Here is a 15568-nt window from a genome sequence, read left to right on the forward strand (position 1 = left end):
CCCGCCCTACTGCTCCGTCCTGAGGAGAGCACCGATGAGCACGTCCCCCAGCGGTTCCACCGCACCGCTGCAGGGCGCTCGCTGCTCACCCAGCGGCAAGAAAGGTCTGACATGAAGTTCCACTGGTTCCTGCCCACCAACGGAGGCGACGGCCGCCAGGTCGTCAGTGGCGGCCACGGTGTGTCCCACGGGAACGGAGGACGTCCCGCGAGCGTGCCCTACCTCGGCCAGGTCGCCCGCAGCGCGGAGCAGCTCGGCTTCGAGTCCGCGCTCACCCCGACTGGTGCCTGGTGCGAGGACGCGTGGCTGTCCACCGCCATGCTCGCCCCGCTGTCGGAGCGGCTGAAGTTCCTCGTCGCGTTCCGTCCCGGCATGACCTCGCCGACCCTCGCCGCGCAGATGGCGGCGACGTACCAGTTCCTCTCCGGCGGCCGGCTCCTCCTCAACGTCGTCACCGGCGGCGAGTCCCACGAGCAGCGCGCCTACGGCGACTTCCTCGACAAGGACGAGCGCTACGAGCGCTGCGACGAGTTCCTCGAGATCGTCCGCCGGCTGTGGAAGGGCGAGCAGGTCACCTACGCCGGGCGCCACCTGCGCGTGGAGCAGGCCCAGCTGCAGCGGCTGCCCGACCCGATCCCCGAGATCTACTTCGGCGGCTCCTCGCCCGCCGCGGGGGACGTCGCGGCCAAGCACGCTGACGTCTACCTCACCTGGGGCGAGCCGCCGGCCGCGGTGGCGAAGAAGATCGCCTGGATCCGCGAGCTCGCCGAGAGGCAGGGCCGCGAGATCCGCTTCGGCCTCCGGATGCACACCATCAACCGCGACACCGCCGAGGAGGCGTGGGCCGAGGCCGACCGCCTGCTCGAGGGCATCGACGACGCCGAGATCCGCCGCGTCCAGGAGGGCCTCAAGAAGTCCGAGTCGGTCGGCCAGCAGAACATGCTCGCCCTCAACAACGGCTCCCGCGAGGGCCTGGAGATCCACCCCAACGTCTGGGCCGGTGTCGGCCTGGTCCGCGGTGGCGCCGGCACCGCGCTCGTCGGCAGCCACGAGGAGGTCGCCGACCGCATCGAGGAGTACGCCGCCCTGGGCATCGAGGAGTTCGTCCTCTCGGCCTACCCGCACCTCGAGGGCGCTTACCACTTCGGCGAGGGCGTGCTGCCCGTCCTGGAGAAGCGCGGCCTGTGGACCAACCCGGCGCCGGTCGTGTCCCGTGCCTCGGTCCCCTTCGGCGGCCAGCGGGCAGCATCATGACCGCCCCACGGCCTTCTTCTCCTCTGCTTCGCTCCTCCGAACAACGCCGCGGGGACCCCGTTCTGAACGCCCGCGTCGCCGTCGTGGTCGGCAACCCCAAGCCACGCTCGCGCACCTACGAGTCGGCGCTGACGCTGGCCGACCGCCTCGGCGGTGCGGACCTCGTCGTCGACCTCGCCGACCACGCCCCCGAGCTGTTCGACTGGGACTCCTCGACGGTCACCGACCTCGTCGAGCAGGTGGCCGGCAGCCTGGTCGTCATCGTCGCCAGCCCGACCTACAAGGCCACCTACACAGGTCTGCTCAAGGCGTTCCTCGACCGGTTCCCCCACCAGGGGCTCGGCGCGGTCGCCGCGATCCCGCTGATGCTCGGCGCCTCCCCGGCCCACTCGCTCGCCCCCGAGCTCGGGCTGCGCCAGGTCCTCGTCGAGCTCGGTGCCTCCGTGCCGACCCGCGCGCTCTACGTCCTCGACGCCGAGCACGCCGAGCCGGCGGCCTACGACGCGTGGTTCGCGACCGCCCAGCAGCACCTGCCCACCCTCCCGACCGCACCCGAGACCCGTCAGGTGGTGTCCGCATGACGATCCAGCCCCCCGCGCAGCCCCCCGCCGACCTCGACCCGCGCACCCTCCGTGACGCGTTCGGCGCCTTCCCGTCCGGCGTCGTCGCCGTGGCGGCGTCGGTCAAGGGCCAGCTCTCGGGCATCGCCGCGTCGTCGTTCACCTCGGTGAGCATCGACCCGCCGCTCGTGTCGTTCTCGATCTCGACGACCAGCTCGACCTGGCCGCTGCTCCGCGAGGCCGGCCGGCTCGGCATCAGCGTGCTCGCCGACCACCACGACGCGGTCTGCCGCCAGCTCGCCGGGCCGCGCGAGGAGCGGCTCGCCGGCCTGCCGTTCAAGGTGACCGAGAACGGCGCGGTCCTGCTCGACGAGGCGGTCGTCACCTATGACTGCTCGGTCCACGAGGAGGTCGTCGCCGGGGACCACGTCATCGTGCTCCTCGAGGTGCACGAGGTCGGTGGCGGCGACGGTGAGCACCCGCTCGTCTTCCACCGCTCCGCGTTCGCCAAGCTCCACCGCGACGACCTCGACCCGGCCCGCCTCGACGGGCGGATCAACGGTGCCGAGGTCGACCGGGGCGCCCAGGAGGCCCCCGACGCCTCCACCAGCGAGGACGCCGCATGAGTGCCTCACAGCCGGCCCAGATGCCGCCGACCCCCCGCCGGGTCGCCCTCGCCTCGGCGGTCGGCGCCACCATCGAGTGGTACGACTTCTTCCTCTACGGCACGGCCGCGGCCGTCGTCTTCGACAAGCTCTACTTCAACGGCCTCGACGGCCCGGCCGCCCAGTTCGCGGCCTTCGCGACCTTCGCCGTGGGCTTCTTCGCGCGTCCCGTCGGAGGGCTCGTCTTCGGCCACTTCGGTGACCGGATCGGGCGCAAGCAGATGCTGCTGCTGACCCTGCTCATCATGGGTGCCGGCACCGCCCTCATCGGCCTGCTCCCGACCTACGACCAGATCGGCGTCTGGGCCCCGATCGCCCTCGTGGTGCTCCGCGTGCTGCAGGGCATCGGTGTCGGCGGTGAGTACGGCGGGGCCGTGCTGCTGGCCGTCGAGTACGCCCCGGCCGCACGCCGTGGCTTCTACGGCAGCTTCGCCCACATCGGCGTACCGGGCGGGCTCGTGCTCGCCGCGACGGCCTTCTCCGTCGCCGGGCTGCTGCCGGAGGAGGCCTTCCTGGCCTGGGGTTGGCGCGCCTGCTTCCTCGTGAGCATCGTGCTCCTCGGGATCGGCGCCTACATCCGGCTGTCCGTGATGGAGACGCCCGAGTTCGCCAAGGTCCAGGAGCGCAAGGAGGTCTCCCGCCTCCCGCTGCGCGACCTGCTCAAGGAGCAGCCGCGCCCGCTGCTGCTCGGCATGGGCACGCGGTTCGTCGAGGGCTTCACCTTCAACCTGTTCTCGGTCTACCTGCTGGCCTACGTCGCCACCAACCTCGACCTGCCGCGGTCCTGGGCGCTCGACGCGATCATCGTTGGAGCGGCGCTCGGCGTCGTGCTGGTCCCGGTCGCCGGAGCCCTGTCGGACAAGGTCGGCCGCAAGCCGGTCTACCGCGTCGGTGCCTGGATCGGGTTGCTCTTCGCCTTCCCGGCGGCCTTCCTCGTCCAGACCGAGAACCGGTGGGCGATCTCGCTGGTCTTCGTGATCGGCCTCGGCGTCATCTACGGCACGGTCTACGGCCCGCTCGCGGCGTTCTGGTCCGAGCTGTTCGACACCCGCTACCGCTACACCGCGCTCAGCACGCTCTACCAGGTGTCCGGCATCCTCGCGTCCGGGCTGACGCCGCTCATCGCCGCCTGGCTGGTCACCCGGGGCGACGGCACGCTGTGGTGGGTCGCCGCCTACAACGTGCTGGTCGCCGCGATCTCGCTGGGCAGCGCGCACTTCCTGCCGGAGACCCGGGGTCGTGGCCTGGATCGCGAGTCCGAGGGGCGCGAGCTCGAGCCCCGGGAGCCGGTCGGCGTCTGACGGCTACGCGGCTGGGGTCTGCGGCACCGGGGCGCTCCGGCGACGTCGTACGACGAGCCAGACCGGCAGGCCCAGCACGAGGGCAAGCACCGCGAAGGGGAGCAGCGCGCCGAGGATCGTCGCGACCGCGGCGAGGCTGGCGCCCAGGGCCTTCATCCCGCCCCTGAGCCCGGACACGAAGCCGGCGGGGGTGTCGTCGTCCGTCTTGGGCTTGGCCCGGGCGACGTCGGCGGTGATGTCGACCGTGATCGTCGACAGCGACGTCTGGTCCTCGAGCCACGCCTGCTGGGACTTCAGCGAGTCGAGCTCGGCCTGCCGGCTGGTGAGCTGGGACTCGATCCAGATGACGTCCTTGAGGGTCCTGGCCTCTGCGAGCAGCAGCTCGACCCGCTTGAGGCTGGCCTCCTGCGCCCGCACCCGCACGCCGGTGTCGATGACCTGGGTCGTCACGTCCTCGGAGCCGCGGGTGGAGGAGCGCAGGATGCCGGCCCCCTCCAGCGCCTCCATCGACGCGCCGAACTTCGCGCTCGGCACCCGGATCACGAGGCGGGCGTACGACGTGTCGCCGTCGTCGTCGGTCTCGGTGTTCTCCTCGGTGACGTCACCGCCCTGCGCGTCGCCGATCCGCTGGACCTCGCGCCGGGTCTCGCCGACGTCCTTGCTCGCGAGGGAGACCGCGCCGGTCGCGATGATCGCGCGCTCGGTCGCCGGCGTGGCAGCCTGGTCCGAGCCCTCGTCGGAGGCCGGGGCGGACCCGGAGCCGGAGGCGTCTGCGAGCTCACGGCTCGCGGCACCGCCCGCGTCGCCGCCTCCGTCGGCCAGGCTGCCCGACGTCTCGCCGGACTGCGCGGAGGTCGCCACGTCCGACGCGCCGGAGTCCGCGGTGCCGTCGGCGGAGCAGGCGGCCATCAGGGCCGTCATGGTGATCGCGGTGAGGATGCCGGCGGCCCGGGTGCGAGTGGTCATGGTGGTCCGACGCGGGTCGCGTCGGTGCCGGTTCCGCGCCGCTCACGCCCGTGACGCAACCGTGACCGTCAGGCCTTCGTGGCCCGGGCCGCCTTCTTCGCGGCGCGCGTGGTGGTCGTGACCTGGGGCTTGGTTGCCTGGGACGCGTCTCCCGTGGCGCTCGCCGCCTGGGCCGGAGCCTTGGCCGACGTCTTGGCCGCCGCCCTGCTCGGTGCGTTGGCTGACGTCTTGGCCGCCGCCCTGCTCGGTGCCTTGGCTGACGTCTTGGTCGCCGCCCTGCTCGGCGCCTTGGCTGACGTCTTGGCCGGGGGCTCGGCCTGCCCCTTGGCCAGAGCCGGGGCCTCGGCCTGCCCCTTGGCGGGCTGCTGCCCCCTGCGCTTGACCCGCACGCGCATCGCGCCGCCCTCGCCGGTGGTCTCGAGGTAGGGCTGCGCGGCGAGCAGGGCCTGCAGCCCGCGCTGCTGGTGCTTGCTGGGGTCCAGGTAGTTGCGCGGGTCGAGCGAGGGGTGGGTCCGGCTGAGGTGCTGACCGATGGGACCCGGCGCCGCCCAGCCGTCGTCCCCTGCCACGGCGTTGACGGCCTTGGTCAGGGCGCTCGGCAGGTTGATCTCCGGCACCTGGCCGGGCCCCTCGGCCGTCTCGGCGTCCGGGCTCTCGGACGTCGTGTCGGGGTCACCGAGCGACTCGAGGCGGATGAAGCGGTCGCACGCGTTCTGCAGCGAGGCCGGCGTCTTCTTCTCCCCGAGCCCGTAGACGACCTTCCCCGACTCGCGCAGCCGCAGGGCCAGGCTGGTGAAGTCGCTGTCGCTGGTGACCAGGGCGAAGGCCTCGACGTTGCCGGCGTAGAGCAGGTCCATCGCGTCGATGATCATCGCGGAGTCGGTGGAGTTCTTGCCGCTGGTGAACGCCCCCTGGTGCATGCCGCGGATGGCGCGGGCGTTGAGCTCCTTGGTCCAGCCCTTGAGCCGGTCCGTGGACCAGTCGCCGTACGCCCGTTTGATCGTCGGGTTGCCGAACTTCGCGATCTCGTCGAGCAACGCCTCGGCATAGCTGTGCGAGGTGTTGTCGGCGTCGATCAGCACGGCGATGCGGTCGGAGCTCACGTTGGGGTCCACACCCCGCAGCCTAGGCTGACGACGTGCGAGACGTGGTGGTCATCGGTGGCGGGGTGGCCGGACTGGTCGCCGCGCGCGGGCTGTCGGCGGCCGGTCGCGACGTGCTGCTGCTGGAGGGTTCGCCCCGGATCGGCGGCAAGCTGCGCAGCGCCGAGGTCGCCGGACTCACCGTCGACGTCGGTGCCGAGGCGATGCTGGCGCGCCGTCCCGAGGGCGTCGACCTCGCCCGCGAGCTCGGTGCCGAGGTGGTCCACCCGACGACCGCCACGTCGGGCGTGTGGTCGCGAGGTGCGCTGCGCGAGCTGCCACGCTCGCTGATGGGCGTCCCCTTCGACGTCGACCAGCTCGCAGCCAGCGGCGTGCTCAGCCCCGAGGGGCTGGCGCGAGCGGCGGTCGAGGCGGCCGGGCCCGACCTCGGCGACGACGTCTCGGTCGGCGACCTGGTCGCCGCGCGGCTGGGCGACGAGCTCGTCGACCGGCTCGTCGAGCCCCTCCTCGGCGGGGTGTACGCCGGCCACGCACGCCACATCTCCGCGGCCGCGGCGGTGCCCCAGCTGCTCGCCATGGCCCGGCGCGGCAGCCTGCTCGAGCAGGCGGCGGCCGTCCCCTCCTCGGGTGCGCCGGTCTTCGCGGCGCTCCCCGGCGGCATGGGCCGGTTGCCCGACCTGGTCCGCGACGGCGGAGACTTCGAGGTGCGGACCTCCGCGAGCGTCCGCGCGCTGCGGCGTACGACGACCGGCTGGGCCGTCACGGTCGGCCCCACCACGCACCCCGAGACCATCGACGCGGGCGCGGTCGTGCTCGCGACGCCGGCCGCGCCGACCGCGCGACTGCTGGGCGAGGACGTCCCCGACGCGGCCGCTGAGCTCGCCGGCATCGGCGCGGCCAGCGTCGCCGTCGTGACCCTCGCCTTCCGTGCCGAGGACGTGCCCGACGCCCTCTTCGAGCGCTCGGGCTTCCTGGTGCCGCCGGTCGAGCGGCGCACGATCAAGGCGTCCACGTTCTCCTTCGCCAAGTGGGGCTGGGTGCGCGAGCTCGCCCCGGAGGTCGTGGTGCTGCGGACCTCCCTGGGCCGCCACGGAGAGGAAGCCACGCTTCAAGCCGGCGACGACGGTCTGGTGCGCGTCTCGCTCGCCGACCTCGCGGCCATGGCCGGGATCACCGCGCGCCCGGTCGACACCCACGTCCAGCGATGGGGCGGCGCGCTCCCGCAGTACGCCGTGGGCCACCTCTCCCGGGTGGCGCGCATCCGGGCCGCCGTCGCCCGGCAGCCGGGGCTCGCGGTCTGCGGCGCGGCGTACGACGGCGTCGGCATCCCGGCCGTGATCGGCTCGGCCCGCCGGGCTGTGGCCTCGGTCACCCGGGCAGAATGAGGCCATGGACACCGACTCGAAGACCAACGCCGCGCGGACCAAGGAGCTCAACGACACCATCCGCTACACCATGTGGTCGGTGTTCAAGCTCCGCGACGTCCTCGGCGACGCGGACCGGGGTGCGGAGGCCACCGACGTCGAGGCGCTCTTCGAGGTGCTCGAGGAGCAGGACGTCAAGGTCCGCGGGCTCTACGACGTCAGCGGGCTTCGCGCCGACGCCGACCTGATGGTCTGGTGGCACGCCGCCGACTCCGAGCAGCTCCAGGCGGCCTACAACGCCTTCCGCCGTACGTCGTTCGGCCGGCGCCTCGAGCCGGTCTGGTCGCAGATGGCGCTGCACCGGCCCGCGGAGTTCAACAAGTCGCACATCCCCGCCTTCCTCGCCGACGAGGAGGCGCGCGCCCACGTGTGCGTCTACCCGTTCGTGCGGTCCTACGAGTGGTACCTGCTCGAGGACTCCGAGCGCCGCGCGATGCTCGCCGAGCACGGCAAGATGGCCCGCGGCTACGGCGACGTGCGCGCCAACACGGTCGCGTCGTTCGCTCTCGGCGACTACGAGTGGCTGCTCGCCTTCGAGGCCGACGAGCTGCACCGGATCGTCGACCTGATGCGCGACCTGCGGGCCTCCACGGCTCGCCGCCACGTGCGCGAGGAGGTGCCGTTCTACACCGGCGCCCGCGTCTCGCCGGCGGACCTGATCGCCCGCCTGCCCTGAGCCAGGGAAGGCGGGGGACACGTCGTGCAACGTGTCCTGCATCCGCTCCTCGGCAATGTAGAGTAAGTCACTCAACATTGTTCTGAGGAGTAGCCATGACCGCCCCCTTCCCCGCTTCGTCCGCCTCATCCTCCGCCTCGCCCGCCGCCGTGCCCGCCCTGCGCCGCCCGCGCCGGGGCACCTCGCAGACCGCGCGGGCCGCCCTCGCCCAGTTCCTGAGCAGGCGCGACCCGCTGCAGGGCGTCGACCTCACCGCCCCCGACCGCACATGGGTGCGGCTCGAGAGCGGCCCCGACGCCGACATCTGGCTCATCACCTGGCCCGTCGGCTCCAGCACCGGCTGGCACGACCACGGCTCGGCGAGCGGCGCCTTCGTGGTGCTCACCGGGTCCCTGACCGAGTACGTCTGGACCGGCGTGGCCACCGCCAACACCCTCTCGGGGTCGTTGCGCGAGTTCGACGGCAGCCACATCCACGACGTCGTCAACCACGGGACCCAGGTGGCCGTGTCGCTGCACGCCTACGCCCCGTCGCTGGCCGCGATGACGCGCTACGAGCTCGTGCGCGGCCGCCTCCAGGTGACGAGCGTCGAGCAGCGGGGCGAGACGTGGTGACGCACGACGGCATCGACGCGATGCTCGCCGACGCCCGCTCCCGCCTGACGCGCATCGACGCCGAGACGGCCTACCGCGAGGCGCTGGACGGGGCACTCCTCGTCGACATCCGGCCGGCGGCCCAGCGCGCCGCCGAGGGCGAGGTCCACCACGGTCTGCGTCCTCTGGTCGTGGAGCGCAACGTGCTCGAGTGGCGCTTCGACCCGCGGTCCGAGGCCCGCCTGCCGGAGGCGTCGTACGACGTCCGGATCCTGGTGCTGTGCCAGGAGGGCTACACCTCGAGCCTCGCCGCCGACTCGCTGCGCAGCCTGGGGCTCGACGCCACGGACGTCGTCGGCGGCTTCAAGGCCTGGCGCGAGGCGCAGCTCCCGACCGCCTGGCGCAGGGCCTCCGCCTGACCCGGGAACTCAGCCTCGCGGAGTAGCGTCACATCACCATGATCCTCCGACCGACCCTCCGACCCGTCGTCGCCGCCCTGCTGCTGGCCCTGCCGCTCGCCGCCTGCTCCACCGAGAGCGAGATGCGCGCCGTCGACCCCGCCGCACCGGGCGAGCCGTCGGCGACCACGCCGTCGGCGGACGCGCCCACCCCGGTGCCGGACGGCGAGGTGCAGACCAGCGGCCTGGTCACCGTGCTCGATCCCGGCACCGGGCCGCAGCTGTGCCTGGGCGCCGTCGCCGAGTCCTACCCGCCCCAGTGCGGAGGCCCCGCCGTCGCGGGCTTCGACTGGGGTGAGGTCGGTGCGGAGGAGGCGGGCGGCGTGACCTGGGGTCAGTACGCGCTCACCGGCACCTTCGACGGCACGACCTTCACCGTCACCGACGCGGTCCCGGCGGCGCTCTACGACCCGATGGCCGAGCCCGAGACCGGTGGTCTGGAGCCGGCCTGCGACGACGCGGCCGCGACCGATCCGGCGAGGGCGACGCCGGAGGACATGGACGCCACCCTCGCGGCCGCCTCGGCGCTGCCGACGTACGCGACGGCGTGGCTCACTCGCGGCACGATCAGTGTCGCAGTGACGGGCGACGCCGAGGCCGCCGAGGCCGAGCTGCGCCAGACCTGGGGCGGGCCGCTCTGCGTGACGACGGTCGAGAAGACCGACGCCGACCTCAACACGATCAACCAGGAGCTCCAGACCGCGCTCGGCGAGCAGCTGCTGACCAGCGGGTCGTCCGCGCCCGACTCCCTCGACGCCGAGGTCGTCTTCGACGACGGCTCGATCCAGCGGTGGGTCGACGCGACGTACGGCGAGGGGCTGGTGCGGGTCAGCTCGTCGCTGGACCCGGTCGAGGGGTGAGGACTACGACTTGTCGTTCAGCGTGATGCTGATCGAGTTGATGCAGTAGCGGTCGCCGGTGGGCGTGCCGAAGCCGTCGGGGAAGACGTGGCCCAGGTGCGAGCCGCACGTCGCGCAGCGCACCTCCACCCGCTTCATGCCGCCGCTGTTGTCCTCGATGTACTCCACCGTGTCGGTCATCGGCTGGTAGAAGCTCGGCCAGCCGCAGCCGGAGTGGAACTTGGTGTCGCTGGTGAACAGCTCCGACCCGCAGGCCTTGCACGAGTAGGTGCCTTCGGTCTCGGTGTCGGTGTACTCGCCGGTGAAGGCGCGCTCGGTGCCGGCCTGTCGCAGGACGGCGTACTCCTCGGGGGTGAGCTCCTGGCGCCACTGCTCGTCGGTCTTCTCCACGTCGTAGGGCATGGCCCCAGAGTAGTCGGGCGGTGGCTGCCGTCCGAGAGGTGGCTGACACGCTGGACGGCATGGAGACCACCCAGGTCCGCCTCGCGCACGAGCCCGACGACAGCACCTTCTCGACGGCCACCCGAGACGCTGGACAACGCGCCGGCGGCCTTCGCGGGGATGCTGCGCCGGGAGAGCTTCGGCGGGCTCGTCGTGCGTGTCGGCGGCTGGGGCCCCGGTAGTCTCCCGGCATGGCGAAGGCGTCGGAGGCGTACGTCCGGGCGGGGGAGCGCGAGGTCAGGATCTCGTCCCCCGAGCGGGTCATCTACGAGGCGACCGACTCGACCGCCGAGGTGACCAAGCTGATGGTGGCGGAGTACTTCGCCTCGGTCGAGGACGGGCTGATGCGGGCGCTGCGCGACCGGCCGACGGCACTCGAGCGGTGGACCTCGGGCGTGCGCGAAGGCATGAAGCTGGCCACCGGTCCGCAGGACCGCAATGCCGACGCGTTCTACCAGAAGCGGGTCCCCAAGGGCGCTCCGGACTACCTCGAGGCCGTGGAGATCACCTTCCCCTCGGGTCGCACCGCCGAGGAGATCTGCCCGACCGAGATCGCGGTGCCGGTGTGGTGCGCCCACATGGGCACGCTCACGTTCCACCCCTGGCCGGTCCGGCGCGACGACGTCGACCACCCCGACGAGCTGCGGATCGACCTCGACCCGCAGCCGGGCACGACCTTCGCCGACGCCGTACGCGTGGCCGGGGTCGCCCGCGAGCTGCTCGGCGACCTCGGCATGACCGGCTTCGCGAAGACCTCGGGCAACCGGGGCATCCACATCTACGTCCGGATCGAGCCGCGGTGGGAGTTCAGCGACGTACGCCACGCGGCCATCGCGTTCGGCCGCGAGCTGGAGAAGCGCGACGACGGCGTGACGACCGCGTGGTGGAAGGAGGAGCGCGGGGAGCGGATCTTCGTCGACTTCAACCAGAACACCCGCGACCGCACGATCGCCTCCGCCTACTCGTTGCGCCCGATCGCCGGTGCTCCCGTCTCGACGCCGATGACGTGGGACGAGCTGGCCGGGCTCGACTCGCCCCAGGCCTTCAACCTCTTCACGGTGCCCGAGCGACTGGCCTCCGACGGGGACCCGTGGGCCGCGATCGACGACGTCCACCACTCGCTCCAGCCGCTGCTCGACCTGTGGGAGGCGCACCCCGTCGAGCTCAACTACCCGCCCGACCACCCGAAGATGCCGGGCGAGCCGCCGCGTGTGCAGCCCTCGAAGAAGGTCGAGTCGCACTGGGACGCCGAGGGCAACCGGATCCCCGACTGAGCGGTGGTCCAGCCACCTTCGGTGCCCGCGAAAGGTGGCTGACGCACCGCTGCGAGCGCGTCGTACGACGGCACGCCGGTGAGCGGTGGTCCAGCCACCTTCGGTGCCCGCGGGAATGTGGCTCACGCACCGCTCCGAGCGCGTCGTCCGACGCCACGCCGGTGAGCGGTGGTCGAGCCACCTTCGACGGCGCGGGAATGTGGCTCCACCACCGCCCGAGGATCGAGCGGTGAGCAGAGCAGGTCCCGAGCGCCCAGAACCGGCCTCACGCACCGCTCAGCCGAGCTCCCAGGGAGCCGGGATCGGGAAGTACTGCTCCAGGAAGTCGTGCAGCAGCGCCTCGGACCGCTCCTCGTCGAAGGCCGCGACCAGGTTGTCGGCGACGCAGAAGAAGTCGCGGTCGCGCCTGAGCATCGCCTTGAGCTGCGCCGGCAGCTGTTGGTGGCCGAGGTCGACGTAGCCGTGGTGCGCGCCCGCCCGGAAGGCCTGGCCCGTGATCAGGCCGTAGTTCTGTGCGAAGGACGACAGCAGCGACAGGTCGGTCTCCGAGCGGAACGGAGCCTCGGTGGTGCGGGCGACCTCGTCGGGGAAGCGCGCCGCGATCTCCTCCAGGGTCGTACGGCGCTGGGGGTGGGGGCTGTGCATCATCGTGTTGGTCACCGTCACCCCGAACGCGTCGGCGAGCACGCGTCGGTTGTTCTGCGCGGCCGAGAGGTAGGGCCGGTCGTCGGTGCCGGGCAGGCCCACGGCGCGGTGGTCGGCGACGAAGGCGGCGTACTGCCCGCCCGGGGTGAAGAAGTGCTCGGGGCGCCGCGGCCGGCCGAGGAAGACGTCGTCGTTGACGTAGACGAAGTGGTCGGCGAGGTCGGGCACCGCGTGCAGCCGGGTCTCGATCGCGTGCGAGCTGAAGGTCGGCAGCGCCGACGCCGGCAGGATGTCGCGGTGGTCGACCACCGCGATCGCGGGGTGGGAGGTGTCCAGCCACGACGGCACCTGACCGGCGGTGACGAGGTGGATGCGGCGCACCCACGGCGCGAAGAGGTGCAGGCTGCGCATCGAGTAGCGGAGCTCATCGCGGCTGCGGTATCGGGAGGCGCCGCCGGCCCGCGCGCTCGGGGTGCCGCCGAGCCCGGTGATCCTGGCGTCGCGGGCGGCGAGCCAGTCCTCGTCGTCGCCGTCGACCCACGTGTAGACGACGTCGACGTCGAAGCGCACGTCGTCTACGGTCGGCAGCGCCGTCACCTCGAGCGTCGGCACCTCGACGCCGTCGACCTCGATCGTGGTGCGGGGGGTGCCGGCCGGGACCCGGTCGCCGAAGCGGTTGAGACCGGGTGCCAGCAGGTCGCCGTCGGGTGCTTCCTCCCAGAACTGCACGCCGACCTCGACGCCCTCGCCGAGCACGCCGTCGTGGCCGCCGCGCATCGGCCACGGCTCGAGGAAGAGCGACGCCGTACGCGTCCGCGTCAGGTCGTCGGTCATCGCGGCGACCGTGCCGCGTCGCTCGTGCCAGCCGCGCTCGGCGGGGTCGCGCACCGAGAGCCAGTCGGGCACGGACCCGGCGGCCAGCGCGGCCAGGAAGGCCTCGCGCCGCGAGGAGGGGACGACGACGATCGGGTGCGGGTCCAGCCCGCGGGCGGGCATCACGAACCACCCGTCCCCGGTCGCCGCAGCCGCGGAGGTCAGGGCCTGCAGTGCCGTCGTACGCGCCTGCGCGGGGGTGACGCCGGCGGCACCGTGGGTCTCGGGGAGGTCGCCCAGCGGTCCCGGGCGCAGGCCGTGCAGCACCCGACGGGGCGCGAGCGGGTCGGCGTGGCGGGTGATCGCGGTGCGGAAGGTCTCGACCCACTCCCCCGCGAGGGCCTGGCCGTCCCAGCGCTCGGAGCGGGCCAAGGCGGCGGCACCGAGGCGCGCACGCAGCTCGTCGTCGGTGGCGACGCGCAGCATCGCGGCTGCGAGCGCGGCCTTGGAGGCCGGCGGCACGAGGAGCCCGTCGACGTCGTGGGTGATGATCTCGCGCGGGCCGGAGGGGCAGTCGTACGACACCGGCGGGACGCCCGCGGACATCGCCTCCTGGAGCACGAGCGGATAGCCCTCGCCACGGGAGGCGAGCACCGCGACGCTGGTCCGCGCCCACTCGGAGGAGATGTCGGCAGTGCTGCCGGGGAGCTCGACGCGGTCCTCGAGCCCGAGCTTGCGGACCTGGGCGGCGAGGTTTTCGGCGCGCGGCCCGTCGCCCCAGATGCGCAGCGTCCAGCCGGGGACCTGCTCATGGATGCGCCAGAAGGCGTCGACGATGTGCTCGAACTGCTTCTCCGGAGCCAGCCGCCCTGCGGTGACGAAGGTCTTCTGGTCGAGCGGGGAGCGGGCCTGCGGCGCGGCGGGCAGTGGGTTGGGGATCACCAGCAGCTCGGGAGCGGCGCCGCCGAGGCGCCCGGCCAGCCAGCGCGACATCGACTCCGTCAGGGAGACGACGATGTCGGCGCGCGGGGCGAACTCCAGGAGTGCCCCGAGGTCGTTGACCCGGGCCGAGGACGCGCGGTGCTCCTGGTGGACGAGCGCCACGTCGGCGGGGGCGAGCTGGGCGACGACGGCGAGCAGCTCGGGCGTGGTGGTGACCACGACGTCGGCGTTGAGGCTGCCGAGCGCCTCACGCATCGTGGCGTCGGTGAGCCCGTTGAAGAGCGCGTCCCAGCTGCGGGGGACCAGCACGGACTCGCGCGCCGCGAGCTCGGCCGGGTGGTGGCCGGTGACCGCGGCGGGTTGCGCACCACGTACGTCGACGAGGTAGGTGACCTCGACGCCGTCGGCCAGCGGGTAGTGGGTGTGGTCGCCGCTGCGGGTGACGCTGAGGATGCGGACCCGGTGGCCCTCGCCGAGCCCGACGAGCGCGTTGGCCTGCTCGATCCCCGAGCGGGCCGTGCCGCCCATGCCGTCGGCGTTGAAGAGGACGAAGACGATGTCGAGCGGGCCCTCGCGGCGGGTGCGGCGCAGCGCGCCACGCACCTTGTCGGTCAGAGCCACGTGTCCTCGATCCTTCTCTCTGCGGTGCCGGTCGCCACGATCCTAGAGGTGGCCGGCCGGCCGATAGGGTGACCCGCATGCCGACGTCCCCCTCCCAGCCGGGCCCCCCGCTGGTCCTGGTGTCCGGTTCCGGCCGGAGCGGCACCAGCTCGCTGGCCGGTGCGCTGAAGCGGCTCGGCCTCCACGTGCCGCAGCCCGAGGTGCCGGCCTCGGAGACCAACCCGCGCGGGTTCTACGAGCCGCAGTGGGTCATCGACTTCCACAAGCGCCACCTCAAGGAGCTCGCGCTCTTCAACATCGACAGCCGTCCCGCGGCCGTCGACCTCGTCGCGGCCCACATCGCCTCCGGCGCGCCGAGCGCCGAGCTGCGTGACTGGTTGTCCGGCCAGCTCGAGGCCGAGCAGATCGTCGTCAAGGACCCGCACGCCTTCTGGTTCGCCCGGGTGTGGGAGGACGTCAGCGAGGAGCTCGGCGCCGACCTGCGCTGGCTGACCGCGCTGCGCCACCCGGCCGAGGTGGTCGGCTCGCGCGACATCGCCTATCTCTCCAGCCAGTCCGACGACCTCCGGCTCACCAAGGAGACCTCCAACGTCGCGGGCTGGGTGCACGCGGCTCTGCTCACGGAGCAGGCCGGTCGCGGCGGCAAGCGCGCCTTCGTGCGCTACACCGACCTGCTGGCCGACTGGCGCGCCGCGCTGGCCCCCGTGCAGCAGCAGCTGGACCTCTCCTTCAACACCGACCTGTCGTCGAGCGAGCACCACGACGTCGACGACTTCATCGAGCCGTCGATGCGCAAGTCGACGGTGACCTGGGACGACGTGCGTACGCCGGACTGGCTGCGGGAGGTCGCCGAGGAGGTCTGGAACCTGCTCGGGACGCTGGCCGCCGATCCGCACGACGCCGGCACCGAGGCGCGCCTGGACGAGATCCACGACGACTACACCGCGCGCTACGCCGACGCGGTCGCCCTCA

15 protein-coding genes are annotated in these 15568 nt (G+C 72.8%); 11 read left to right on the forward strand and 4 right to left on the reverse strand.

Annotated features, from left to right (window positions below; all coding sequences use genetic code 11):
- The first annotated feature begins 111 nt into the window (after positions 1-111).
- The 4 genes from JWN97_RS15135 to JWN97_RS15150 are packed head-to-tail and all read left to right on the forward strand — an operon-like array spanning position 112 to position 3780.
- A complete protein-coding gene (locus tag JWN97_RS15135) occupies positions 112-1254 on the forward strand; it encodes an LLM class flavin-dependent oxidoreductase (protein ID WP_297624276.1) in 1143 nt (380 codons plus the stop codon).
- Positions 1251-1835 (forward strand): NAD(P)H-dependent oxidoreductase, encoded by a 585-nt coding sequence (locus JWN97_RS15140; protein ID WP_297624279.1) that lies wholly within the window; start codon positions 1251-1253, stop codon positions 1833-1835. Before JWN97_RS15135 ends, JWN97_RS15140 begins: the two co-directional genes overlap by 4 nt.
- Positions 1832-2440 (forward strand): flavin reductase family protein, encoded by a 609-nt coding sequence (locus JWN97_RS15145; RefSeq protein WP_297624282.1) that lies wholly within the window; start codon positions 1832-1834, stop codon positions 2438-2440. Before JWN97_RS15140 ends, JWN97_RS15145 begins: the two co-directional genes overlap by 4 nt.
- Positions 2437-3780, forward strand: a complete 1344-nt coding sequence (locus JWN97_RS15150) for an MFS transporter (protein WP_297624285.1) — start codon at positions 2437-2439, stop codon at positions 3778-3780. The genes JWN97_RS15145 and JWN97_RS15150 overlap by 4 nt, the downstream gene beginning before the upstream one ends.
- Before the next feature lie 3 nt (positions 3781-3783).
- Here JWN97_RS15150 and JWN97_RS15155 read toward each other — a convergent pair whose 3' ends face one another.
- Both JWN97_RS15155 and JWN97_RS15160 read right to left on the reverse strand, forming a co-directional pair.
- Positions 3784-4746, reverse strand: coding sequence for a DUF4349 domain-containing protein (locus tag JWN97_RS15155; RefSeq protein WP_297624288.1), 963 nt, complete (start codon positions 4744-4746; stop codon positions 3784-3786).
- A gap of 68 nt (positions 4747-4814) precedes the next feature.
- The gene (locus tag JWN97_RS15160) at positions 4815-5861 is read right to left on the reverse strand and encodes an NYN domain-containing protein (protein WP_297624291.1); all 1047 of its coding nucleotides are present in this window, start codon (positions 5859-5861) and stop codon (positions 4815-4817) included.
- Positions 5862-5884: 23 nt separating this feature from the next.
- Here JWN97_RS15160 and hemG point away from each other — a divergent pair, with 23 nt between their 5' ends.
- From hemG to JWN97_RS15185, 5 genes are all read left to right on the forward strand, one after another.
- Positions 5885-7234 carry a protoporphyrinogen oxidase gene (gene hemG, locus JWN97_RS15165; protein ID WP_297624293.1) on the forward strand — a complete coding sequence of 450 codons (1350 nt, stop codon included), beginning with the start codon at positions 5885-5887 and terminating at the stop codon, positions 7232-7234.
- A 4-nt stretch (positions 7235-7238) separates the two neighbouring features.
- Entirely contained in the window at positions 7239-7949 is a 711-nt protein-coding gene (gene hemQ / locus JWN97_RS15170) for a hydrogen peroxide-dependent heme synthase (protein WP_297624296.1), read from the forward strand.
- A 95-nt stretch (positions 7950-8044) separates the two neighbouring features.
- Positions 8045-8563: a cysteine dioxygenase family protein gene (locus JWN97_RS15175; RefSeq protein ID WP_297624299.1), complete on the forward strand. Its 519-nt coding sequence runs from the start codon at positions 8045-8047 to the stop codon at positions 8561-8563.
- On the forward strand, positions 8557-8961 hold the full coding sequence (locus JWN97_RS15180) for a rhodanese-like domain-containing protein (RefSeq protein ID WP_297624302.1): 405 nt from the start codon (positions 8557-8559) through the stop codon (positions 8959-8961). The genes JWN97_RS15175 and JWN97_RS15180 overlap by 7 nt, the downstream gene beginning before the upstream one ends.
- Before the next feature lie 38 nt (positions 8962-8999).
- Positions 9000-9860 (forward strand): hypothetical protein, encoded by an 861-nt coding sequence (locus JWN97_RS15185; protein WP_297624305.1) that lies wholly within the window; start codon positions 9000-9002, stop codon positions 9858-9860.
- A gap of 3 nt (positions 9861-9863) precedes the next feature.
- Here JWN97_RS15185 and msrB read toward each other — a convergent pair whose 3' ends face one another.
- Positions 9864-10262, reverse strand: a complete 399-nt coding sequence (gene msrB, locus JWN97_RS15190; RefSeq protein WP_297624308.1) for a peptide-methionine (R)-S-oxide reductase MsrB — start codon at positions 10260-10262, stop codon at positions 9864-9866.
- 230 nt (positions 10263-10492) lie between these two features.
- Here msrB and JWN97_RS15195 point away from each other — a divergent pair, with 230 nt between their 5' ends.
- The gene (locus JWN97_RS15195) at positions 10493-11575 is read left to right on the forward strand and encodes a DNA polymerase domain-containing protein (protein WP_297624311.1); all 1083 of its coding nucleotides are present in this window, start codon (positions 10493-10495) and stop codon (positions 11573-11575) included.
- Between the two features lie 276 nt (positions 11576-11851).
- Here JWN97_RS15195 and JWN97_RS15200 read toward each other — a convergent pair whose 3' ends face one another.
- On the reverse strand, positions 11852-14596 hold the full coding sequence (locus JWN97_RS15200; protein ID WP_297624314.1) for a stealth conserved region 3 domain-containing protein: 2745 nt from the start codon (positions 14594-14596) through the stop codon (positions 11852-11854).
- Positions 14597-14673: 77 nt separating this feature from the next.
- Between JWN97_RS15200 and JWN97_RS15205 the strand changes: the two genes are divergently transcribed.
- Positions 14674-15568: sulfotransferase family protein (locus JWN97_RS15205; RefSeq protein WP_297624318.1), on the forward strand; the 895-nt coding region annotated here is incomplete at its 3' end.

This window comes from Nocardioides sp. (assembly GCF_025965415.1).
GTDB lineage: Bacteria > Actinomycetota > Actinomycetes > Propionibacteriales > Nocardioidaceae > Nocardioides.